Origin of the sequence: Lysobacter silvisoli (assembly GCF_003382365.1) — a bacterium.
In the GTDB taxonomy this organism is placed as follows: Bacteria; Pseudomonadota; Gammaproteobacteria; order Xanthomonadales; family Xanthomonadaceae; genus Lysobacter; species Lysobacter silvisoli.
In genome coordinates this window covers 305968-327338 of the sequence record NZ_QTSU01000001.1, presented here as the reverse complement: position 1 = coordinate 327338, position 21371 = coordinate 305968, and the positions used below count along the sequence as shown (strand labels likewise).

16 protein-coding genes are annotated in these 21371 nt (G+C 70.2%); 7 read left to right on the top strand and 9 right to left on the bottom strand.

Features of this window, described 5'->3' with window-relative positions; translation table 11 throughout:
- The first annotated feature begins 51 nt into the window (after positions 1 to 51).
- The 5 genes from phoB to DX914_RS01510 all read left to right on the top strand — a co-directional run bounded on the left by phoB (position 52) and on the right by DX914_RS01510 (position 6246).
- On the top strand, positions 52 to 759 hold the full coding sequence (gene phoB, locus DX914_RS01530) for a phosphate regulon transcriptional regulator PhoB (RefSeq protein ID WP_115859086.1): 708 nt from the start codon (positions 52 to 54) through the stop codon (positions 757 to 759).
- Positions 760 to 770: 11 nt separating this feature from the next.
- Positions 771 to 2120: a phosphate regulon sensor histidine kinase PhoR gene (phoR, locus tag DX914_RS01525; protein WP_115857320.1), complete on the top strand. Its 1350-nt coding sequence runs from the start codon at positions 771 to 773 to the stop codon at positions 2118 to 2120.
- Positions 2121 to 2170: 50 nt separating this feature from the next.
- Positions 2171 to 4267, top strand: a complete 2097-nt coding sequence (gene ppk1, locus DX914_RS01520) for a polyphosphate kinase 1 (RefSeq protein WP_115857319.1) — start codon at positions 2171 to 2173, stop codon at positions 4265 to 4267.
- Positions 4264 to 5793, top strand: a complete 1530-nt coding sequence (ppx, locus tag DX914_RS01515) for an exopolyphosphatase (protein WP_115857318.1) — start codon at positions 4264 to 4266, stop codon at positions 5791 to 5793. Before ppk1 ends, ppx begins: the two co-directional genes overlap by 4 nt.
- A 72-nt stretch (positions 5794 to 5865) precedes the next feature.
- Positions 5866 to 6246, top strand: coding sequence for a hypothetical protein (locus DX914_RS01510; protein ID WP_115857317.1), 381 nt, complete (start codon positions 5866 to 5868; stop codon positions 6244 to 6246).
- Between the two features lie 171 nt (positions 6247 to 6417).
- On the opposite strand, the gene mdoH is transcribed toward DX914_RS01510, so the two are convergent.
- From mdoH to DX914_RS01480, 6 genes are all read right to left on the bottom strand, one after another.
- Positions 6418 to 8370 carry a glucans biosynthesis glucosyltransferase MdoH gene (gene mdoH, locus DX914_RS01505; RefSeq protein ID WP_425480647.1) on the bottom strand — a complete coding sequence of 651 codons (1953 nt, stop codon included), beginning with the start codon at positions 8368 to 8370 and terminating at the stop codon, positions 6418 to 6420.
- A complete protein-coding gene (locus DX914_RS01500) occupies positions 8358 to 9920 on the bottom strand; it encodes an OpgD/OpgG family glucan biosynthesis protein (RefSeq protein WP_115857315.1) in 1563 nt (520 codons plus the stop codon). Before DX914_RS01500 ends, mdoH begins: the two co-directional genes overlap by 13 nt.
- 213 nt (positions 9921 to 10133) lie before the next feature.
- Entirely contained in the window at positions 10134 to 12293 is a 2160-nt protein-coding gene (locus DX914_RS01495) for a S9 family peptidase (RefSeq protein ID WP_115857314.1), read from the bottom strand.
- Positions 12294 to 12309: 16 nt separating this feature from the next.
- Entirely contained in the window at positions 12310 to 14133 is a 1824-nt protein-coding gene (locus tag DX914_RS01490) for a hypothetical protein (protein ID WP_115857313.1), read from the bottom strand.
- 19 nt (positions 14134 to 14152) lie between these two features.
- On the bottom strand, positions 14153 to 15079 hold the full coding sequence (locus tag DX914_RS01485) for an ABC transporter ATP-binding protein (RefSeq protein ID WP_115857312.1): 927 nt from the start codon (positions 15077 to 15079) through the stop codon (positions 14153 to 14155).
- Positions 15080 to 15102: 23 nt separating this feature from the next.
- Positions 15103 to 15513 (bottom strand): GntR family transcriptional regulator, encoded by a 411-nt coding sequence (locus DX914_RS01480; RefSeq protein ID WP_115857311.1) that lies wholly within the window; start codon positions 15511 to 15513, stop codon positions 15103 to 15105.
- Between the two features lie 192 nt (positions 15514 to 15705).
- Here DX914_RS01480 and DX914_RS01475 point away from each other — a divergent pair, with 192 nt between their 5' ends.
- Together DX914_RS01475 and DX914_RS01470 are read left to right on the top strand one after the other, a co-directional pair.
- Positions 15706 to 16878: a glycosyltransferase family 4 protein gene (locus DX914_RS01475; protein ID WP_115857310.1), complete on the top strand. Its 1173-nt coding sequence runs from the start codon at positions 15706 to 15708 to the stop codon at positions 16876 to 16878.
- Positions 16875 to 17426: a phosphatase PAP2 family protein gene (locus DX914_RS01470; protein WP_115857309.1), complete on the top strand. Its 552-nt coding sequence runs from the start codon at positions 16875 to 16877 to the stop codon at positions 17424 to 17426. The genes DX914_RS01475 and DX914_RS01470 overlap by 4 nt, the downstream gene beginning before the upstream one ends.
- A 684-nt stretch (positions 17427 to 18110) precedes the next feature.
- On the opposite strand, the gene DX914_RS01465 is transcribed toward DX914_RS01470, so the two are convergent.
- The 3 genes from DX914_RS01465 to creD form a co-directional block, all read right to left on the bottom strand.
- The gene (locus DX914_RS01465) at positions 18111 to 19007 is read right to left on the bottom strand and encodes a carbon-nitrogen hydrolase family protein (RefSeq protein ID WP_115857308.1); all 897 of its coding nucleotides are present in this window, start codon (positions 19005 to 19007) and stop codon (positions 18111 to 18113) included.
- Entirely contained in the window at positions 19004 to 19621 is a 618-nt protein-coding gene (locus tag DX914_RS01460) for a GNAT family N-acetyltransferase (protein WP_425480646.1), read from the bottom strand. The genes DX914_RS01465 and DX914_RS01460 overlap by 4 nt, the downstream gene beginning before the upstream one ends.
- A gap of 113 nt (positions 19622 to 19734) precedes the next feature.
- A complete protein-coding gene (creD, locus tag DX914_RS01455) occupies positions 19735 to 21108 on the bottom strand; it encodes a cell envelope integrity protein CreD (protein ID WP_115857306.1) in 1374 nt (457 codons plus the stop codon).
- Positions 21109 to 21371: the final 263 nt, after the last annotated feature.

Genomic DNA, 21371 nt, shown 5'->3' with positions numbered 1-21371 from the left:
GTGTACTGGCGCGGTTTCAAGGAACCCTGCAACCACTCCCCCGGTGACCGCGTGCAGAAACGCATCCTCATAGTCGAAGACGAACCCGCCATCCGCGACATGGTGTCCTTCGCCCTGCGCAAGGGCGAATACGATCCGATCCATGCCGGCGACGCCCGCGAGGCCCAGGCGGCGATCGCCGACCGCGTCCCCGACCTGATCCTGCTGGACTGGATGCTGCCCGGCACCAGCGGCCTGGAGCTGGCCCGGCGCTGGCGCAAGGAATCGCTGACCCGCGAGATCCCGATCATCATGCTGACCGCGCGCGGCGAAGAGAACGACCGCGTGGGCGGCCTGGAAGCCGGCGTGGACGACTACGTGGTCAAGCCGTTCTCGGCGCGCGAGCTGCTGGCGCGCATCCGCGCGGTGCTGCGCCGTTCGCGCGAGGACGACGAGGACGGCAGCGTGGGCATCGGCCCGCTGCGCATCGACGGCGCCGCCCACCGCGTGTTCGCCCAGGGCGACGGCGGCGACCAGCCGGTGCAGATCGGTCCGACCGAATACCGCCTGCTGCATTTCTTCATGACCCACCCCGAGCGCGTGTATTCGCGTACCCAACTGCTGGATCACGTCTGGGGCGGCAGCGTCTATGTGGAAGAGCGCACGGTGGACGTGCATATCCGCCGCCTGCGCAAAACCCTGGAACCGCACCGCCTCGACGGCATGGTCCAGACGGTGCGCGGCGCCGGCTATCGCTTTTCCGCCTCGCTCGCCGCGTAAGCTTGGCGGGTATGCCACCCCGCGCCCGATCCGCCTGGCTCCGCACCCTGGGACAGCTGCTGCTGGTCCTGGCGGCCGCGGCCCTGGCCGGCTTCCTGATCGGCCACCCCTGGCCGGTGGTGACCCTGGCCGCCCTGTGCGTGGTGGCCTGGCACTACTGGCGCCTGCGCGGGGTGCTGATCCGGCTGACCGCGCGCCAGCGCCTGACCCCGCCGCTGGGCGAGGGCATCTGGAACGAGCTCGACCGTCTGCTGCACCGTAGCCAGGCGGAGATGCGCGGGCGCAAGCGCCGCCTGATCGAGATGCTGCGCGCCTACCGCGCCGCCGCCGCCGCCCTGCCCGACGCGATCGTGGTGGTGGAGCGCAACAGCCAGCGCATCCAATGGTTCAACGCGGCCGCCAACGGCCTGCTCAACCTGCGCTACCCGCGCGACATCGGCGGCTCGCTGTCGCAGAAGCTGCAGCCGCTGCAGCTGGCGCACTGGCTGGCCGCCGGCCGCAACGCCGAACCGCTGGAAGCGCCCTCGCCCTGGAACCCGGCGGCCACGCTGAGCCTGCGCCTGATCCCGTACTCGGAAAACCTGTGGCTGCTGGTCGCGCGCGACGTCAGCCGGCTGCTGCAACTGGAGCAGATGCGCCGCGACTTCGTCGCCAACGTCTCGCACGAGCTGCGCACGCCCTTGACCGTGGTCCACGGTTACCTGGACATGCTCGACCCCAGCGAGCACCCGGACTGGGCGCCGATGCTGGCCGAGATGCAGCGCCAGTCGCAGCGCATGACCCAACTGGTGGAAGACCTGCTGATGCTGTCGCGGCTGGAATCGCAGGACAGCCTGCCTGGCGAGGAAACCGTGGCCATGTCCTCGATGCTGGCCACGCTCAAGCGCGAGGCGCTGGCGCTGAGCCAGAACCGCCACGAGATCGCGATGGAGGACCTGGCCGGGGTCGACCTGTGGGGCTCCAACAAGGAGCTGCACAGCGCGTTCTCCAACCTGGTCAGCAACGCGATCCGCTACACCCCGGCCGGCGGTTCGATCCGTATCCGCTTCCGCCCGGAAGCAGGCGGCATGGCCCGCGGCGTGGTGCTGGAAGTGATCGACAGCGGCTACGGTATCCCGGCCGCGCACCTGCCGCGCATCACCGAACGCTTCTACCGGGTCTCGACCAGCCGTTCGCGCGAAAGCGGCGGCACCGGCCTGGGCCTGTCCATCGTCAAGCACGTGCTCAACCTGCACCAGGCGCGGCTGGAAATCGCCAGCGAAGTGGGCCGCGGCAGCACCTTCGCCTGCCACTTCGGCGCCGACCGCGTGCGCAGCCGCGACCAGGGGTATTTCGATACCCTGCCCGACGCAATGCCTTGATGTACCCCTAGCGACCACACAGCGCGCCCACCGTGAACTTCGAGTCCGACATGAACGCCGCCCTCAGCAACGCGCTGCCCGACGCCCACGACACCGATCCGCTGCGCGACCCCGGCCTGTACTTCAACCGCGAGCTGTCGCAGCTGGACTTCAACTTCCGCGTGCTGGCGCAGGCGCAGGACCCGCAGGTGCCGCTGCTGGAGCGGCTCAAGTACCTGTGCATCTCCTGCACCAACCTGGACGAGTTCTTCGAGATCCGCGCCGGCACCCTGCGCCACGCGCAGGACCTGGGCCTGGCGCCGGGCGCCGACGGCCTGGCCCCGGCCACGGTGCTCTCGCGCATCCACGACCGCGCGGCCGAACTGGTCAAGTCGCAATACGAATGCTGGAACGACGTGGTCCGCCCGGCGCTGTTCGACGCCGGCGTGCGCGTGCTGGGCCGCGATTCCTGGAACGCGCGCCAGACCCGCTGGCTGCGCGCCTATTTCCGCGACGAGATCATGCCGGTGCTGTCGCCGCTGGGCCTGGACCCGGCGCATCCGTTCCCCAAGATCCTCAACAAGTCGCTCAACATCGTGGTGGTGCTGGAAGGCAAGGACGCGTTCGGCCGCGCCGGCGGCCTGGCCATCGTGCGCGCGCCGCGCTCGCTGCCGCGCATCATCCAGATGCCCGAGAGCGTGTCCGGCGGCAAGCACGACTTCGTGTTCCTGTCCTCGGTGCTGTCCAGCTTCGTCGACGAGCTGTTCCCGGGCATGGAGGTCAAGGGCGCGTACCAGTTCCGGGTGACCCGCAACTCCGAGCTGCTGGTGGACGAGGAAGAGGTCGACAACATCGCCCTGGCCCTGCGCGACGAACTGGTCGGCCGCGGCTACCTGCGCGCGGTGCGGCTGGAGATCGCCGAGCAGTGCCCCAAGCCGATCGTGCGCAGCCTGCTGGAGAACTTCGACCTGCCCGAGAACGCGGTCTACCGCATCAACGGCCCGGTCAACCTCAACCGCGTGATCCAGGTCTACGACCTGGTCCAGCGCCCGGAACTGAAGTTCCCGCCCTACCAGCAGCGCCAGCTGCCGGGCGTGGAAAGCATGTTCGACAAGGTCGGCCACGGCGACGTTCTGCTGCACCATCCCTTCGATGCGTTCTCGCCGGTGCTGGAACTGATCCGGCAGGCCGCCGAAGACCCCAACGTACTGGCGATCAAGCAGACCCTGTACCGCGCCGGCAAGGATTCGCCCATCGTCGAACAGCTGGTCCAGGCCGCGCGCAACGGCAAGGACGTGACCGTGGTGGTCGAGCTGCGCGCGCGCTTCGACGAAGAGGCCAACCTGGGCCTGGCCGACCGATTGCAGGAAGCCGGCGTGCAGGTCGTGTACGGCGTGGTCGGCTACAAGACCCACGCCAAGATGCTGCTGATCGTGCGCCGCGAAGGCCGCAAGCTGCGCCGCTACGTGCACCTGGGCACCGGCAACTACCACAGCGGCACCGCGCGCGCCTACACCGACTTCGGCCTGATCACCGCCGATGCGGACATCGGCAACGATGTGCACCTGATCTTCCAGCAGCTCTCGGGCCTGGCGCCGTCGCTCAAGCTCAAGCGCCTGCTGCAATCGCCGTTCACCCTGCATGCGGGTGTGCTCAAGCGCATCGACCGCGAGACCAAGCACGCGCGCGCCGGCAAGCCCGCGCGCATCGTGGCCAAGATGAACGCCCTCAACGAGCCGCAGGTGATCCGCGCGCTGTACCAGGCCTCGCAGGCCGGCGTGCAGATCGACCTGATCGTGCGCGGCGCCTGCACCCTGCGCCCGGGCGTGCCGGGGGTGTCGGACAACATCCGCGTGCGCTCCATCGTCGGCCGCTTCCTGGAACACCACCGCGTGTACTGGTTCGGCAACGACGGCGAGCCCGACCTGTTCTGCTCCAGCGCCGACTGGCTGGAACGCAACTTGCTGCGCCGGGTCGAAACCGGCTTCCCGATCCTGGACCCGGCGCTGGCCGAACGCGTCTGGGACGAAGCCCTGAGCAACTACCTGGCCGACAACCTCAACGCCTGGGAACTGCGCGCCGACGGCGGCTACGACCGGGTGGTGCCGCAAGACGACGCCATGCCCCATTCCGCTCAGGCCACTTTGTTGGCGAAAATCTGCGGATGAACGACGCCTACCCGACCACCGCCCTGCCGCTCCAGGACGGCGACCTGCTCGCCGCCGTCGACCTGGGGTCGAACAGTTTCCACATGGTGGTCGCCAGGTACGTGCTGGGCCAGCTGCGCATCGTCGACCGACTGCGCGAGACCGTGCGCCTGGCCGAGGGCCTGGACCGCAAGGGCGGGCTGGCGCCGGAGGTGCGCCAGCGCGCGCTGGAATGCCTGTCGCGCTTCGGCCAGCGCGTGCGCGACATCCCGCCGCAGCGGGTGCGCGCGATCGCCACCAACACCGTGCGCCGCCTGGCCGCGCCGCAGAGCTTCCTGATGCCGGCCGAAACCGCGCTGGGCCACGCCATCGAAGTGGTGGCCGGCCGCGAAGAGGCGCGCCTGATCTACCTGGGCGTGGCCCACGCCCAGCCGTCCAAGCCCGGCGAGCTGCGCCTGGTCATCGACATCGGCGGCGGCTCCACCGAATGCATCATCGGCAGCGGCTTCGAGGCGATCGAGCGCGAAAGCCTGCAGCTGGGCTGCATCGCCACCACCCGCCGTTTCTTCGAGAACGGCAAGCTGTCGAAGAAGCGCTGGCGCGAGGCGCTGACCGAAGTCACCGCCGAGTTCCAGCAGTTCGCCGGCACCTACCGCGCGCTGGGCTGGCAGGAAGCGCTGGGCTCCTCGGGCACCAACAAGGCCATCGGCGAGATCTGCGCGGCGATGAAGCTGACCAAGGGCGCGGTCACCGCCGAGGCGCTGCCGCAGGTGCGCGACCGCCTGCTGCAGGCCGACCGCATCGAGGCCATCGACCTGCCGGGCCTGTCCGCCGACCGCCGCCCGGTGATCGCCGGCGGCATCCTGGTGCTGGAGGCCGCGTTCAACGCGCTGGGCCTGAGCCGCATGGCGGTGAGCAAGGCGGCCATGCGCGAAGGCGTGCTCTACGACATGCTCGGCCGCGGCGGCGCCGACGATCCGCGCGATGCATCGGTGGCCGCGCTGATGCAGCGCTACGGCATCGACGAAGGCCAGGCCGCGCGCGTGGAAGCGACGATGCTGCGCCTGTTCGACCAGGTCGCGCCGGCCTGGGGCCTGGACCCGGACGACCGCCTGATGCTGCAGCGCGCCGCGCGCCTGCACGAACTGGGCCTGGCCATCGCCCACAGCCAGTACCACGTGCACGGCGCCTATGTGGTCGAGCACTCCGACATTTCCGGTTTCTCGCGCCAGCAACAGCAGTTCCTGGCCGCGCTGCTGCGCACCCACCGCCGCGGCATCCCCAAGAGCGCCTTCGACGCCCTGCCCGACCGCCTGTTGAACGCCGCGCGCCGCAGCGCCGCGCTGTTGCGCCTGGCGGTGCTGCTGCACCGCGCGCACGAGGCCGATCCGATTCCGCAGCTGGACGCGCAGGCCGAGGGCAGCACCCTCACGCTGACCGTGTCCAAGCGCTGGCTGGATTCGCGGCCGCTGGTGCGCGCGGACCTGGAAGGCGAACCGCAGGACGCGGCGGGTCTGGGCGTATCGCTGAAACTGCTGGCGGCCTGATCGGCGCGACCGATTGCATGGCCGTAAGGGCTGCCGGATGATGCGGTTCCCGTCGCCGCCGCTCCCGCTCCGATGCGCTCGAACGCCCCCTACCGCGCCGCCCTGCTGGTCCTACTGCCGATCCTGGCCCTGGCCGCCGGCTGCGAGCCGGACAAGAACCCGCTGACTGCGCAGGCGGACGTGAAGCTGCCGCAACAGGCAGCGGCGACGCCCGCCGCCGGCGGCGTGCGGCATCTGCTCTTGCGCGATGACGGGCGCGCGCACAGCGCGCAGGGTCCGGTGGAACTGCCGCTGGCGATCCGCGCGCTAGGGCCGCCGGCGAGCACGGAAGTGATCCTGCAGGGCTGTAAGGCCGATATCGACTATCGCTACATCGCGTTTGCTTTGCGGGCGTTGAAAGAGGCGGGGTACGAGCGGGTAACGGTGAAGGGCGGCGATGGGCAGTGCGGCTAAGTCGTTGGTTGGGTGCTGCTAAAAGCAAATCCCCCTCAATCCCCCTTTTTTCAAAAGGGGAAGACAAGCAGAGGCGAAGTAGTCCCGCAGCGCTGGCTCTAGCCCCCTATGACCAAGGGGGCGGGCGGCCGCGCAGCGGACGACGGGGGATTTGCTTTTGCTCCGCGCGAACTAGGCCGGCGGTATCGCCCGCCGCAACTCCGCCGCACGCCGCAGCACCTCCGGCGGCGCCACCTCTTCCGGAATCCGGAAGATCCCGATGCGTCGCAACCAGCGCCCAGGCGCGCGCGCCGAAGTCAGCGCCACGATCGGAATGGCCAGCAACAAGCCCGCGATCACCGGCCCCATCCACGCCGCCAGCGACGGCGAGACCATATAGGCCATGACCAGGCTCAGCAGCCCTAATAAAGTCGCGCCGCCGTAGCTGCGCACCAGCCCCGACAGCGGCAGCGTGCCGTCGTCGCGGCGCTGCGATTCCCAGCCCGAGTCCTTGCCGGCCAGCACCTCGGCGATGCCGCGCGACTGCACGTACATGGTCACCGGCGCCATCAGCGCGGCGAGCAGGGTCTCCAGCATCATGCCGACGAGCGCGCGCAAGGCGCCGCCGCAGCCGCGCCGGGTCGCCGCATCGGTCATCGAGGCCAGGTAGCCCATGCACTTGGGCGCCAGCAGCACCGCCATGGTGAACACGAACACCCAGGTGAAGCGCTCCGGGTCCTGCTCGCGCCAATAGTTCGTCGGCGAGAAGCCCGGCAGTGCCAGGCGGGTCCAGACGAAGCCCGCGCGCTCCAGCGGAATCGCCAGGCCGATCAGCATCAGCATCGCCCACATCGGCGCGGTGAAGTAATGGCCGATGCCGATCAGCAAATGCCAGCGGCTGACCCAGTGCAGGCCCTTGGCCGGCAGCACCGCCGAATGTTGCAGGTTGCCCTGGCACCAGCGGCGGTCGCGCACCAGCATGTCGGTCAGCGACGGCGGGCCTTCCTCGTAGCTGCCGCCCAGGCCCGGCACCATGTGCAGCGCCCAGCCGCCGCGACGCAGCAGCGCGGCCTCGACGAAGTCGTGGCTGAGCACGGTGCCGCCGAAGGGCCGGTAGCCGCGCAGTTCCGGCAGGCCGGCGTGCTCGGCGAAGGCGCGCGTGCGGATGATCGCGTTGTGGCCCCAGTAGTTGCTCTCCGCGCCGTGCCACCAGGCCACGCCGTGCGCGATCACCGGCCCGTACAAGCGCCCGGCGAACTGCTGCATGCGCGCGAACAGGGTGTTGCCGTTGACGATCATCGGCAGGGTCTGGATCAGCGCCACGTCCGGGTGCGATTCCATCGCCGCCGCCAGCCGTACCACGGTGTCGCCGCTCATCAGGCTGTCGGCGTCCAGGATCAGCATCTGCGGATAGGCGTTGCCGAAGCGGCGCACCCACTCGGCGATGTTGCCGGCCTTGCGCTCGGCGTTGTCGTCGCGGCGGCGGTAGTACAGGCGCGACGGATCGCGCACGCGCGTGCGCAGCGCGTCGAAAGCGGCGAGCTCGTCCTGCGCGATCGCCTCGCGGGTGGTGTCGCTGAGCACGAAGAAATCGAAATCGTCCAGGCGGCCGGTCGCGTCTACCGATTCGTAGATCGCCTGCAAGCCCGCCAGCAGGCGGCGCGGGTCTTCGTTGTAGGTGGGCATCAGCAGCGCGGTGCGCGTGCGCAGCGCCGGCAGCGGCGCGTCGGGGTCCAGGCCCAGACGCATGCGCCGGCGCGAGACGATCTGGACGAAGCCGGCCAGCGCGCTGAAGAAGGCCAGCGCGATCCAGGCGAACAGCGCGATGAACAGCACCAGCAGCAGCGCTTCGAGCAGGTTGATGCCACCGCCGCGCAGCACCCACCAGATCTGGTAGGCCGCGATCAGGGTCATCAAGGCCGAACCGCCGATGATGTAGGCGCGGCGCCAGGCCATGCGGTTCGGCGTGGTCGGCAGCTGCGGCTGCGCCAGTCGGCCTTCGCCCAGCGACTGGATCGGCATGTCCAGCGGCGCTTCGGCCGGCAGGATCGAGGCGGACACGCCCGCGACGGCGGCGCCGGCAGCGGCAGGCGGTGCGCTGCTCGTGGGTGCGCTGCTCATAGGTCCCCCGCTCACGCCGTCCATCGGTACAACCAGGTTTCCGACAGCGGGCCGCGCGCGTCTTCCAGGCGCGCGCGCAATTCGATGCTGCGTTCCTGCTCCGGGTCCAGTTCGAAGGCGATGCGCCAGGCCTCGCGCCCGGGCATGGCATGGGCCACCGCGTTGCTCACGCGGCCCTGGCTGGCCGACACCACCGCGCGCGGTTCGCTGCCGGCCGGCAGCGCGGCCGGCGTGCCGCCTTGCAGATCGATGACCACGCGCCGCACGCCCTTGCCGGCGGCGCCGATGCGGGTGTCGGTCACCCGCGCCAGCGCCGGCTTCCATTCGTGGCGGTCGCACCAGTGCAGGCGGTAGTCGTAGCGGTGCTCGCGGCCGGCGGCCAGCGGCTGCGCCGGACGCCAGTAGGCGACGATGTTGTCGTGGAATTCGTCGGCGGTGGGGATTTCGATCAGGCGCACGCTGCCCTCGCCCCAGTCGCCCTTGGGCTCCACCCACAGGCTGGGCCGGCGCTCGTAATGCGCTTCGCTGTCGGCGTAGTCGGCGAACGCGCGCTTGCGCTGCATCAGGCCGTAGCCGCGCGGGCCGCGGTCCTCGAACGCGCTCTCCTGCACCGTCGAGGGATTGTGCAGCGGCCGCCAGATCTGCTCGTCGCGGCCGTTGATCAGGGCCAGGCCGTCGGAGTCGTGCACCGCCGGGCGGTAGTCGTCGATGCCGTGGCGGTCGCTGGCGTCGAACTGGTACATGCTGGTCAGCGGCGCGATGCCCACGCGATCCAGCGCCACGCGCGGGTATAGGCGCGCGCTCACGTCGAAGACGGTTTCCGCGCCCGGCACGATCTCGAAACGGAACGCACCGGCCACGCTGGGGCTGTCCATCAGCGCATGCACCACCGCCTTGTTCTCGCCGCGCGCGGGCCGCTGCAGCCAGAACGCGCGGAACACCGGGAATTCCTCGCCGGCCGGATCGGCGGTCTTCAAGGCCAGACCGCGCGCGGACAGGCCGTAGGCCTGGCCCTTGGCCACGGCGCGGAAATAGCTGGCGCCTAGGAAGGCGCAGACCTCGTCGAAGTAATCGGCGCGGTTGATCGGCGCGTGCAGGCGGAAGCCGGCGTAGCCCAGATCGTTCTCGCGCGGCGCGGCGGTGCCGTCGAAACGGAACTGCTCGGGCTTGTAGGTCACCGGCGACGCGCGGCCGTCGGCGACTTCGAAGATGTCGACGCGGTCGCGGAAGAAGAAACCGCGGTGGAAGAACTGCGCCTGGAACGGCAGCCCCTGGGCGCGCCACAGCGCCCGATCCGGGTTGTAGCGGATGCTGCGGTACTGGTCGTAGCCGATCTTCTCCAGCGACGCCGGCAACTGTTTGGATTGGGCACGGAACGGCTGCGCGGCCAGCGCGCTGGCCAGCGCCGGCACCGTGCCGTCGTCGAACTTGCCGCCGCCTTGCAATGCGCCCTCGCCCTCGCCCGCGCTGGCGGACGCTCCGGCGGCTTGCGCCGCGCGCGCGTTTCCGTTCGCGCCCCACAGGCCCAACACGGGCCACGACAGTCCGGCCAGGACCAATTCACGTCGGCGCATGCGCGCTCCTCTTCAACTCACAGCGGGCGATTGTAGGGAGTGAGTTGTTAAGGCAGCCGCGACACGCAGCGTTCGTACGCATGCGCGGATGATGGGTAATCGTTTACATGCAACCCAGTTCACGTTAACGATAAAAAAACCCCGGCGTGAGCCGGGGTTTGGGGGACGAACCAAGACGTACGCACGTCGGTTCGAAAAGTGGTGGCGCCGGCATCAACGCATCGCCGTGGCATCGGTTGACGGCGGCCGCGGCCGGGCCAGCGTGGCCAGGTCGCTGCCGGCCAGGCGCAGGTTATTGCGCAGGTGCGCACGCAAGGGCCGCGTGGGTGCGGACGGCGCGGCGCCGCCCAGGCGGCGGTGCAGCAGATCTTCCAGCAGATACAGATAGGCCTCGCGCGTGAGCGGGTCGACCAGGTGGTGACCGCCTTCGGCGTCGACGAACAGGCTCACGTCCTTGTCGAGGGCGCGTAGGGTAGCCGCATAGTGCAGCACGCTGCGGATCGGCACGCGCTCGTCGTCGCCACCGGCCAAAAGCAGCACAGGCCGGCGCAGGCGCGCGGCGTTGGCCACCGGCGATTGCGCGCGCAGGCGTTCGGCCACCGCCGGGTCGGCCGGGTCCAGCGCGAGCAGGCGCATGGTGGTGGCCAGCGGGATGCCGCGCGAGAACTGATCCTGCCCACGCGCGTAGGCACGCAGCACCCAGCCGAAGTCCGCCGGCGGCACCGCGGCCACCGCCACCTTGAACAGCTCGGGTTGGAAGGTCACACCCTGCAGCGCCGAATAGCCGCCGAAGGACGCGCCGACGATGCCCACGCGCGCGCCGTCGCCGATGCCCTGGGCCAGCAGATAGCGCACGCCTTCGACGATGTCCTGTTGCACCCGGCCATTGCCGAAGTCGCCGCGGCCGGCGGTCATGTAGGCACGGCCGTGGCCGGTGGAGCCGCGGAAGTTGGGTTCGAACACCACGTAGCCGCGATTGGCCAGCAGCTGCGACTGGGCGCTGAATTCGGGCCGCGACAGATTGAACGGGCCGCCGTGCACGTTGGCCACCAGCGGCGCATGCGCCGGGTCCACGCCCGGCGGCACGCTGACGAAACCGTGCAGGCGCATGCCGTCGGAGGCGCGATAGGCGAACGCGATCTTGCGCGCCAGCGAGGACTCGGGAATGCGCGCCACCGGCGCTCGGCCCTGGCGCAAGCCGGCGTCGGCGAAGATCTCGCGCAGGCCGTCGCCATTGGGTTCGTAGAGGTAGTAGCGCTCGCCCTTCTGTGAACCCGCGCGCTCCTGCACCAGCCAGCGCGCGCCGGCGCCGCTGCCGGCCTGGATGCGCAGGTTGCGATCGGGCAGGCGCCGCTCGATCGCCTGCACCCGGCGCGCGGCTTCCGGAGTAAGGCCGTAGTTGGCCGCGCGGGTGCTGCGATAGGCCGCGATCAAGGGCTGTTGGCTGATCGGATCCAGCACCACCTGGTCCAGGTCGGCTTCGCCGCGCGGGTCGGCGTGCGCGGTGCGCAAGCGGCCGTCGGCCTCCAGCGATGCCAGGCGTTGGTGGCCATGGCCTGCGTCGCTGAGCAGCCACAAGCGCTCGCCCTCCATCGCCAGCACCGAGCAGCGCTGCAGTTGCACGCAGCGCATCGCCAGACCCAGGCGCGCGCCGTGCTTGCGGTAGATCGCGTAATGGTCGGCCTCGGCGCGAATCACATAGGCCAGGCGGCCGCGCGCGTCGAAAGCGAAATCGGCGATGGGCCGCGTGTCTTCGTGCAGCAGGCTTTGCTTGCCGTGGACATCGACGCGGTACAGACGCCAGCGCTTGGGCAGCCGCGACACCGGCGGCGGGCTTTCCGACACCACCACCGCGGCCGGCAGCGCCGGGTCCACGCTTTCGAAGTTGCGCGGGCGGCGGCCGCCGAGTTCGGCGATCGCGCCCGAACCCGCCTGCCCCGCCGTGGCCAAGGCGTACAACTGCTTGGATGTCTGCAGGAACAGCCAGCGGCCGTCGCGCGACCAACTCAGCGCGTTGGCGTCGGTGTGCGCCAGCAGCCGGCGCGGCGCGCCGCCGGCCGTGGGCAGCAGCCACACGCCGCGATTACGCTCGCCTTCGAGCAGGTAAGCCACTTGGCGCCCGTCCGGCGACAGCCAGGCGCCGAGCAACGCCGGCTTGGCCAGGAACTGCGCGCGGCTATAGGCCGGCGCCTGCGGCCGCACGCGCTCGGCGGCGACGGCGGTGCGCAAGTCGGACGCGTCGTCGGCCAGCGCCGCGGCGCTGGCGCCCAGCAAGGCCAGCACCGCGGCGCAACGCGCCAGCGCCCGCGCCCACGGCGCGATCGGGAACAGGTTCATCGGCGTCTCCAACCGGCCCGCGCGGACGCGGGCCATGACTAGGGTTCTGTGCTCAGGCGCGGGCCGCGTCCGGCTGTGTCTGCGGCCATTCGTCCAGCGCTTCGCGCGGCCGGTAGATCAGCCACAGGCTCAGCAGCGCCGGCGGTCCGATCGCCGCGCAGGCGAGCAGCCAGGCCGCGCGCGCGGGCCAGGACAGGCCGGTGCGCGGCAGGCGCCACCAGGCGGCCAGCAGCGACAGCAGAGTCAGCACGCCGGCGGCGATCCAGGCCGCGAGCGGCGGCGGCGGCGTGTCGCGATCGTCGCCGGGGCGATAGCCGGACCACAGGCGCAGCGCGGCCTTCTGGGTGACGTAGATCAGCGGCGAGGTGTACCAGTTCTGATAGCGCCACAGCACCGGGTAATCGCGTTTGAGTTCGCGCCGGGCCACGCTGTGCACCTGGCCGTTGCCGTCGCTGCGCAGCATCTGCTGGTAGGGCGGCACGCCCTCGGCATTGTGCGAGGCGTAGGAGAACAGGAACGAAACCAGGTAGCCGTCCAGCAATTCCATCACGTCGATACGCACCAGATCGCCGGTGCGCCCGGGCAGCGGCATGCGCTGCCGCGGCTGCAGCACGCCGTCGTCGTCGTCCAGTTCGCGCAGGTCGTAGAAGTACAGCGCGCGGTCGCTGAGCACCAGCGCGTTCTCGCCGGCGCGGCCGTAACCGGTCAACACCTCGTCGGCCGGCAGGCGTGCGCGCGGCAGGATCCGCTGCTCGTCGCCGTCGTACTGATAGATCTCGTTGCGGCCGAACAGGATGCCGTCGCCGCCGGGCTGCACCGGCTGCGGGAACGCGGCCTGGCCGTCCGAACCCAGGCGGCCGGCGCTGCGCTGGTCGACCAGGCCGTAACCTTCGAAACGCATGTTGTCGTGACTGAACACCCAGCGCGTGCGCCGCTCGCCGTCGTCGAACTCCATGGGCTGGCGATTGGTCAGCTCGTTGCGCTGCGACGGCGAACGCAGCCCGGGGCCCACGCCGTGGATCTGCGAGATCTGCGCCTGCTCGCGCCACAGCGCCGCCTGCGGATCGCGGCTGCCGGCCAGGCCGGCGCGGATCAGGTCCTTGCCGTCGGCGAACTCCGCCTCTTTCTCCCCGCCCCGCAGCGGCACCGTCAGGTTGTTCGGATGCGAGCCCTGCGCGATCCAGACGAATTCCACACCCATGCCCACCAGCACCAGCACGAACCACAGGCCCACCTGCAAGGGCAGCGCGGTCAGCACCGTGCCCGCGGCGTCGCGCGGTGCTGCGCTCAGGTCGGGCTTGAACGCGGTCACCAGCATCGCCGCCAGCCAGGCCAGCACCAGCGCCTGCACCGCGATCGCGCCGAAACCGCTGGCCTTGCCGAAGAACAGCCACAGCAGCGGCACCAGGCCGCACCAGCTGTAGCGCTTGTCGGCGAGCATGGCGTAGCCGCCGGCCAGGTAGGCGCACAGCGCGATCAGCAGCGACGACAGCGGCAGCAGCCAGTGGCGCAGGTCGACCACGCGCGCTGTCATGAACTCCTGCCAGCCGGCGATGGCCAGCAGCGGCAGCAGCACCGCGATCGCCAGCAAGGCCGCGCCGGCGCACGTCAGCATCGCCGCCACGCGCCAGTGCGCCAGCGGCCGGTGCAGCAGATTGAGCCAGGCATTGGGACGGCGGTAACCGCCCATTTGGTACAGGCCCAGCAGCAGACCGGTCAGCGCGTACAAACCGCCGACCGCCTGATAGACGATCAAGGGCTGCTGCGCCAGGTCCACCACCCGTGTCATGAAGCCCAGCACCATCAGCTGGAACAACGCGTACAGCGCGGCCCACAGACGGAAGCGCAGGAATTCGGCTTTGAACAGATCCCACATGATTCGATCCCCGCTCCGCTCAGGCGCGCGCGTCGGCGGCCTGCGCCGGCGTCGCATGGTTCTTGGCCAAAAAGCCGTTGACCGCACGGTCCAGGCTCACCGGCATGCTCTGCACCGACCGCGCGCCGCAGCTGCGCAGGAAGCCGGCGAAGTCCTCGTCCTGGTCCAGCACCAGGTAGTGGTGCAGGCCGTCCAGGCGCTGCACCTGCAGCAGGCCCGGCACCGTGTTCGGGTCCGGTCCCTTGAACGGAATGTCGGCGACCCAGTGGCTGACCCGGGCGCGGAAATCGTCGGGCGCCGACATGTTCTTGAGCTGGCCGCGCTCGAGGATGATCAGGTTGTCGGCGACGCGCTCGATCTCCTCCATCTGGTGCGAGCAATACACCACGGTGCAGTCCTCGCTGGCGTTGCTGTACAGCAGCGACTCCAGGAACGCGCGCTTGGCGACCACGTCCAGGCCCAGGGTCGGCTCGTCCAGCACCAGCAGTTCCGGGCCTTGCGCAAGCGCCAGGGCCAGGTTGAAACCGGCGCGCTCGCCCCGCGAGAGCTGGCCCACCTTCTGCTCGGGCAGCACGTGGTAGTGGCCGAGCACGCCGTCGAAGGCGGCGTGGTTCCAGCGCGGGTATTGGCGCCGGTGCATGTCGATCACCGCCGCCACCGTCATCCAGCCCGGCAGGGTGTGTTCTTCGTTGACGAAGCCGATGCGGCTGCGGTCCTGCGGTCGCAGCTGGCCGCTGTCGCGGCCGAGGATGCGGGCGCTGCCGGCGCTGGGCGCGAGGAAGCCGAGCAGGATCCGGAACAGGGTCGACTTGCCCGCGCCGTTGGCGCCGACAATGGCGTGGATGCGCCCGCGCGGGATGCGCAGGTCCAGGCGGTCCAGGGCGAGCTTGCGGCCGTAGCGCTTGCTCAGCGCCTCGGTCTGGATCACGTAGTCGTAGTCGGACATGGCCAAATACCGGGGTCGTGAGTTCAGGCGCTCATGCGCGGCTGCAGCGCATGCAGTTCCTCGCGCAGGCGCGCGAGCAGTTCGTCGGGCGCGTAGCCCAGCGCGATCACGTCGTGGACGAAGCGCTGCACCGCCTCGTCCAGGCGGCGCGCGCGTTCGGCCTCGCTCAGGCGCTGGCGCGGCGGCGCCACGTACAGGCCCAGGCCCTGGCGCGACTCCAGCCAGCCCTCGGCGGTGAGTTCGGCGTAGGCCTTGGCCACGGTGTTGGGATTGACCATCAGCTGCTGGGCCAGGCCGCGCACGCTGGGCAGCTGGTCGCCGGGCGCGAGTTCGGCGGTGGCGATCTTCATCCGCACCGCGTCCACGATCTGTTTGCCGATCGGTCGCGGGTCGCCGGTGGCGATCTGGATCATCAGGGCCTGGGTTCGGGCCATTGGCGTGCTCCTGGCTGTACCAACTGTACTGTTTTAACTAGTACAGCAAAGGCGGCCCGCACCGTCAACCGTGTCCGTCGGCCTATACGGGCTTTCGTCGCAAGCCGGCGATCGTGCGTCATGCCGCGGTCACGGCAGTGACATGGCCGCTTAACCGCCGCCGCCCAGGCTTGCGCAAACCCGGAGCCGCGCATGCGCTACGCGATCGTCACCGAGACCTACCCGCCGGAAATCAACGGCGTGGCCCTGACCGTGCAGGGGCTGGAGCAGGGTCTGCGCGCGCGTGGACACGAGGTCTCGCTGGTGCGGCCGCGCCAGCCGCACGAGCGCGACAGCGCCGGGCACGAATTGCTGGTGCGCGGCGCGCCGCTGCCGCGCTACCCCGGCCTGCGCCTGGGCCTGCCCGCGACCGGCCGCCTGCGCCGGGCCTGGACGCAGCGCCGGCCCGATGCGATCTACGTCGCCACCGAAGGCCCGCTGGGCTGGTCGGCGCTGCGCGCGGCGCGCGCGCTGGGCATACCGGCCGCGACCGGCTTCCACACCCGCTTCGACGAATACATGCGCGACTACGGCGCGCCGTTCCTGGTCGGCACCGCGCTGCGCTGGATGCGCCGCTTCCACAACGGCGCCGACGCCACCCTGGTGCCCACGCGCGAGCTGGCCGAGTTCCTGCGCGCGCAAGGTTTCCAGGATGTGGTGCGATTGCCGCGCGCGGTCGACACCGCGCTGTTCGATCCCCGCCACCGCAGCCAGGCGCTGCGTGCGCAATGGAGCGTGGGCGAGCATGAGCTGGCGGCGATCTACGTCGGCCGGATCGCGCCGGAAAAGAATCTGGACCTGGCGGTGCGCGCGTTCCGCGCCTTGCAGCAGCAGCGCCCGCAGGCGCGCTTCGTCTGGGTCGGCGACGGTCCGGCGCGCGAGAAGCTGCAGCGCGAGCACCCCGACTTCGTGTTCTGCGGCCTGCGCCGCGGTGCCGAGCTGGCCGCGCATTTCGCCAGCGGCGACCTGTTCCTGTTCCCCAGCCGCAGCGAGACCTTCGGCAACGTGACCCTGGAAGCCATGGCCAGCGGCGTGGCCACGGTGGCCTTCGACTACGGCGCCGCGCACGAGTATCTGCGCGACGGCGTGCACGGCGCGGCGGTGGCCGACGGCGACGATCGGGCCTTCGTGGCCGCAGCCCAACGCATCGCCGGCGACGACGCGCTGCGCGCGGCCATGTCGGTGGCCGGCCGCACCGCGGTCGCCGGGCTGCGCCCCGAACAGGTCGCGGCCGACTTCGATGCCCTGCTGCACGGCCTGGCCGAAACCGCGCCGCGCCGGCAGGGCCGGGCAGTGTCCCCGCAAGACGAACGGGAGGTCGTATGAACCGCGCCACTTTGCGCAAGCGCCTCAACGCCAACGACTCGGGCTGGTGCCTGCGCGCGAACCGGGTCTGCGAACGCAGCGGCTCGCGCGTCTACTTCGCCGCGATCAGCCGCCTCGGCGACGGGGTGTTCTGGTATGTGCTGATGGCCGCGCTGATCGTCGCCGACGGTTACGACGGGCTGATGGCCTCGGCGCATCTGGCCGCGACCGGGGTGATCGCGCTGACGCTGTACAAGCTGCTCAAGCGCTGGACCCGGCGCCCGCGGCCGTTCGCCTCGGACGCGCGCATCCACGCCTGGGTCGCGCCGCTGGACGAGTTCAGCTTTCCCTCGGGGCACACGCTGCATGCGGTGGCTTTCAGTCTGGTGGCGATGGCGCACTACCCGGCGCTGGCCTGGCTGCTGGTGCCGTTCACCGCCAGCGTGGCGGCTTCGCGCGTGGTGCTGGGCCTGCACTACCCCAGCGACGTGCTGGCGGCGACGGCGATCGGCAGCGGCTTGGCGGGACTGTCGTTGTGGCTGGTGCCTGGGGTGTCGCTGTTCTCTTGAGGCTCCAAGCTCCACGCTCTGGGGTAGGAGCGGCGTGAGCCGCGACCGCGAACTCGCAACTACGACGAACGCCGCGCCCACCTCTGTAGGAGCTGCGCAAGCTGCGACCGCGAATCCGCAACTACTGCGAGGGCCTCGGTCCGCGTGTGATCTGCTTTCTGTAGGAGCGGCGTGAGCCGCGATCAGCTCCGAGCTCGCGCAGGTGTTTGGGTGTGCTGGTTTAAGCAACAGCAACAGCTTCCGTCCGCAAGCGGCCGGGTCACTTTCTTTTGATAAGCGTCAAAAGAAAGTGACCAAAGAAAAGCGCTTCGCCAGAGCTTCCCCTGCGAGAGCGGAGCGTGCGCGGGGATTTTTCGATGGCACATCCCTGTGCCAGCGAAAAACGGCGCACCTCCTGTGCGCCGCCCTCCGGGTCTGCTGTTGGGGCTGCGAGTTCGGTGCCCGAGCGAAGATCAAGAGCATTCGCGCTTTGCGCTCACCCCCTCACCCTAACCCTCTCCCGCAAGCGGGAGAGGGGATGCATTCGATGTTACTTGCTGCTTTAGCCCCTCTCCCGCTTGCGGGGTGAAGGGCAGCGCTTGCGAGCCATTGGCTCGCGCTGCACTGAACGCCCGACCGCTATGCGGGCGGGCCGGGGTGCGGGTTGGGGTGAGGGCACGCAGAGCCACGAGCTCGCGCTGCAATTCACGGCAGATCCGCGCTCCACTCCGTCAACGCAGCGCGCCGGATGGCAGGCGCCCCCTGCCCGGCCCAATCGCGGTCGTTAGCTACCTGCGCCTGTTCGCGACTCGCGTCCAACGCGGCGAAGTTCAGATCCGCCACCGCCCAACGCTGCCTGCCGCGCGTCTGCGCCAGCACGCCATCGGCGGGCAGGCCCACGTCCATGGGCGCGTAGATCGCCGCTTCGCCGGTGTTGGTGTCCAAGGCCGGGCTCCAGGCCGCGTCGCCGGCGGTCACGGCCTGGGCGACGAAACAGCGGTTCTCCAACGCGCGCGCCAGCCCGCCCACGCGCACGCGGGTCGCGCCGGCTTCGGTGTCGGTGCAGCTGGGGGCGACCAGCAGGCGCGCGCCGGCCTCGCATTGCGCGCGCACCGGCAGCGGAAACTCTAGGTCGTAACAGATCGCGATGCCCGCGCGCACCGCGCCCAACGCGAACACCCGCAGCGCGTCGCCGGGCTCGATCACCGCGGCGCGCTTTTCGAAGCCGGTCAGCTGCAGCTTGTCCTGCCACAGCACCCCGCCGTCGGGCGCGAAGGCATAGCTGCGGTTGCGGTAGCGGCCGTTGCCGGCGGCGATCAGGAAACTGCCGGCGACCACGTGCATGCGCAGCTCGCGCGCGAGCAGGCCGTACAGTTCCAGCCAGGCGCCATGGTACTGCTGGATCGCGATCAGCGAGGCGTGCAGGTCGCCCTGGGTGGCCGCGCCGAAGGTCGCGCCCAGCTCCAGCGCCAAGTACTCCGGCAGCACCGCCAGCTCCGCGCCGGCGGCGCGCGCCTCGCCCAGCCAGCGCGCCTGCTTGTCGGCGAACTCGGCGTAGCTGCGCGGCGCGTCGATGGTGTATTTGGCCACCGCCACCTTCATCGCTGCCGCTCCAGCGGACGCAGCCAGAAGCCCAGCGTGTGTTCGGCCTCGCCGCGCCCGACTTCGCGCCAGGGCAGGCTGGCGCGCAGCTCCGGCCGCGGCTGATAGCCGCGCTTGCGCCAGAAGTCCTCGTTGGAACGCTGGAACGGCGGCCGCCGCGGATCCTTGGCGTCCCGCTCGACCGCACAGAACGCGGTCCAGTGATAGCCCTGCAGCGCGCGCGCATGCGCATGGCGTTCGTCGAAGAAGCGGTGGCCCAGGCCACGGCCGCGGTAGGCCGGCAGCAGCACCGACTCGCCGCAGTAGAACACCCGCTCCGGATCCAGGCCGCTGTCGGCGAACGGCGCCAGAAAGGCATCGGACTCGTCGGCCAGCGGCAGCCCGGTGGAGGCGCCGACCACCTGCGCGCCGTCGAAGGCCAGCACCGCCACGCTGCGCCAGGAGCGCAGATACGTGGCCAGGTACTGCGCCTCGTACGCGGCGTCGCCGTCGTAGAGATAGGGCCAGTCGCGGAAGACCTCGATGCGCAGGCGCGCCAGGTCGTCCAGGTAGGGCGCGATGGCGGCGCCCGAGTAGCAGCGGACTTCGATCGCGGAGGCGTTCATGAGCGTCATCTTAGGCCAGCCCGGCGCGGCAGGTGCGGCGCTCGGACGAAGCGTGCCGCCGCGCCGATCGGCGGCGCACAAAAAAACCGCCGCGGTCGCAACCGCGGCGGCGTGGGGCAGGCTCAGGCGCGCGCTTGCGGACGCGCACTGGCCAGTTGATACCAGTCGACCTTGCGGGTGATGACCATCACCGCCGCCAGGATCAGGAACAGCAGGCCGGCGCCCAGCACCAGGGCGTTGTCTTCCGACACCAGCAGCCCGTACAGCGCCGCGTACAGGGTGGCGAGCATGGCGGCGAAGCCCAGGCCGCGGCCGACGCTACGCAACACCGCGCTGAGGTAGAAGCCGAGCAGGCCGATGCAGGCCAGACTGGCGATCAGGTAGGCCCAGACGAAAGCGATGTGCTCGCTCAGGCTGACCAGCAGCAGGAAGAAGATCGCCAGCGCCAGGCCGACCAGGCCGTACTGGATCGGGTGGATCGGCAGCTGCTTGATCAGTTCGAAGATGAAGAAGCCGACGAAGGTCAGCAGCACGAACAGCAGGCCGTACTTGCTGGCGCGGTCGGCCTGGCTGTAGACGTTGACCGGATCGACCAGGGCCACCGAGACCGCGTCGATGCCGGCGGCCGGCATCGCGGCGGCGTCGATGAAGGCTGCGCCTTCGGGCGCCTCGACCACCGACTTGCCTTCGCGGAACTGACGCTGCGCGCTGGTCGCCAGCGAGGACACATCCCACTGCGCGTTGAAGCCCTGGGCGCCGATATCGCGGGTGCGCGGCAGGAAGCTGCCGCCGAAGCGCGGGTGCGGCCAGCTCGATTGCAGGGCGAAGCGGTTACTCTTGCCCAGCGGCACCAGCGCCAGCGATTCGGTGCCGCCCAAGCTGAAGTCCAGGCGCGTCTTCAGGCTCAACGCCTGGCCGGCGACGGGCGCGGCCAGCCGCGCATGCACGCCGCCGCCGCTGCGGCTGCCCATGCCCTCCTCCACCGCCACCGCCGCGCCGTCGATGCGCAGGGTCGGCGTGGACAGCAGGCCGCGCACGTCGGCGAAGCCGTAGCTCAGCCAGGGCTGACCGATCGCGCGGCTACGACCCGCGGCCAGGGCTTCGTTCGGGATCTCGACGCGGAAATCGGCCTGCGCCGTGCCCTGCCATTCGTACACCCGCACTTCGTGCAGGCCCAGGCGGCGCGTGCTGGGCTTGAGCGGGCCGCGCACGTCCAGGCTCTGCGGGAAGTAGACCCACTGGCCGGGCTCCTCGCTGATCTTGGTCTCGACGCGGCCCTGCGCGTCCTTTTCCTGCGTGGTGACGGTGTCGGTATAGGGCACCACCAGCACCGGGCCGGAGAACGACTGCGCGCCGGCATAGCTGGACGCGATCGACGCCACCGCCTGCTGCCGGTGGGCTTGGCGGTCGTCGATGACGCCGCGGATCATCAGCAGCGGCACCAGGATGGCCAGGGTCATGCCCAGCACCAGGATGATTTTCAACCACAGTCGCATGTCGCTCTCCCGTCGTGAGTTGGGGAAAGCTTGGGCGGAGGCTGCGTGGGGAGGATGGAGGAAGGGTGAAGCGTCGGTGAAGTGGAAAGGTATGTCCCTTTGCACCTCTTCTCTACACCGTCATTCCGGCGAAAGCCGGAACCCATCTTGATTTCTCTCCGCGATTGCGACGAACCGGCGTCCAAAGCAACGGCAAAATGGGTTCCGGCTTTCGCCGGAATGACGGATAGGAACCGATTTGATCGCGCCGAAAGCTCCGCCGG

Coding starts and splice junctions, on each gene's coding strand:
- ppk1 (WP_115857319.1), top strand. CDS start 2,171: ATGAACGCCGCCCTCAGCAACGCGCTGCCCGACGCCCACGACACCGAT.
- DX914_RS01500 (WP_115857315.1), bottom strand. CDS start 9,920: ATGCGCCGACGTGAATTGGTCCTGGCCGGACTGTCGTGGCCCGTGTTG.
- DX914_RS01495 (WP_115857314.1), bottom strand. CDS start 12,293: ATGGCCCGCGTCCGCGCGGGCCGGTTGGAGACGCCGATGAACCTGTTC.
- ppx (WP_115857318.1), top strand. CDS start 4,264: ATGAACGACGCCTACCCGACCACCGCCCTGCCGCTCCAGGACGGCGAC.
- DX914_RS01480 (WP_115857311.1), bottom strand. CDS start 15,513: ATGGCCCGAACCCAGGCCCTGATGATCCAGATCGCCACCGGCGACCCG.
- DX914_RS01510 (WP_115857317.1), top strand. CDS start 5,866: ATGCGCTCGAACGCCCCCTACCGCGCCGCCCTGCTGGTCCTACTGCCG.
- mdoH (WP_425480647.1), bottom strand. CDS start 8,370: ATGGACGGCGTGAGCGGGGGACCTATGAGCAGCGCACCCACGAGCAGC.
- DX914_RS01465 (WP_115857308.1), bottom strand. CDS start 19,007: ATGAAGGTGGCGGTGGCCAAATACACCATCGACGCGCCGCGCAGCTAC.
- DX914_RS01490 (WP_115857313.1), bottom strand. CDS start 14,133: ATGTGGGATCTGTTCAAAGCCGAATTCCTGCGCTTCCGTCTGTGGGCC.
- DX914_RS01470 (WP_115857309.1), top strand. CDS start 16,875: ATGAACCGCGCCACTTTGCGCAAGCGCCTCAACGCCAACGACTCGGGC.
- DX914_RS01485 (WP_115857312.1), bottom strand. CDS start 15,079: ATGTCCGACTACGACTACGTGATCCAGACCGAGGCGCTGAGCAAGCGC.
- creD (WP_115857306.1), bottom strand. CDS start 21,108: ATGCGACTGTGGTTGAAAATCATCCTGGTGCTGGGCATGACCCTGGCC.
- phoR (WP_115857320.1), top strand. CDS start 771: ATGCCACCCCGCGCCCGATCCGCCTGGCTCCGCACCCTGGGACAGCTG.
- DX914_RS01460 (WP_425480646.1), bottom strand. CDS start 19,621: ATGACGCTCATGAACGCCTCCGCGATCGAAGTCCGCTGCTACTCGGGC.
- DX914_RS01475 (WP_115857310.1), top strand. CDS start 15,706: ATGCGCTACGCGATCGTCACCGAGACCTACCCGCCGGAAATCAACGGC.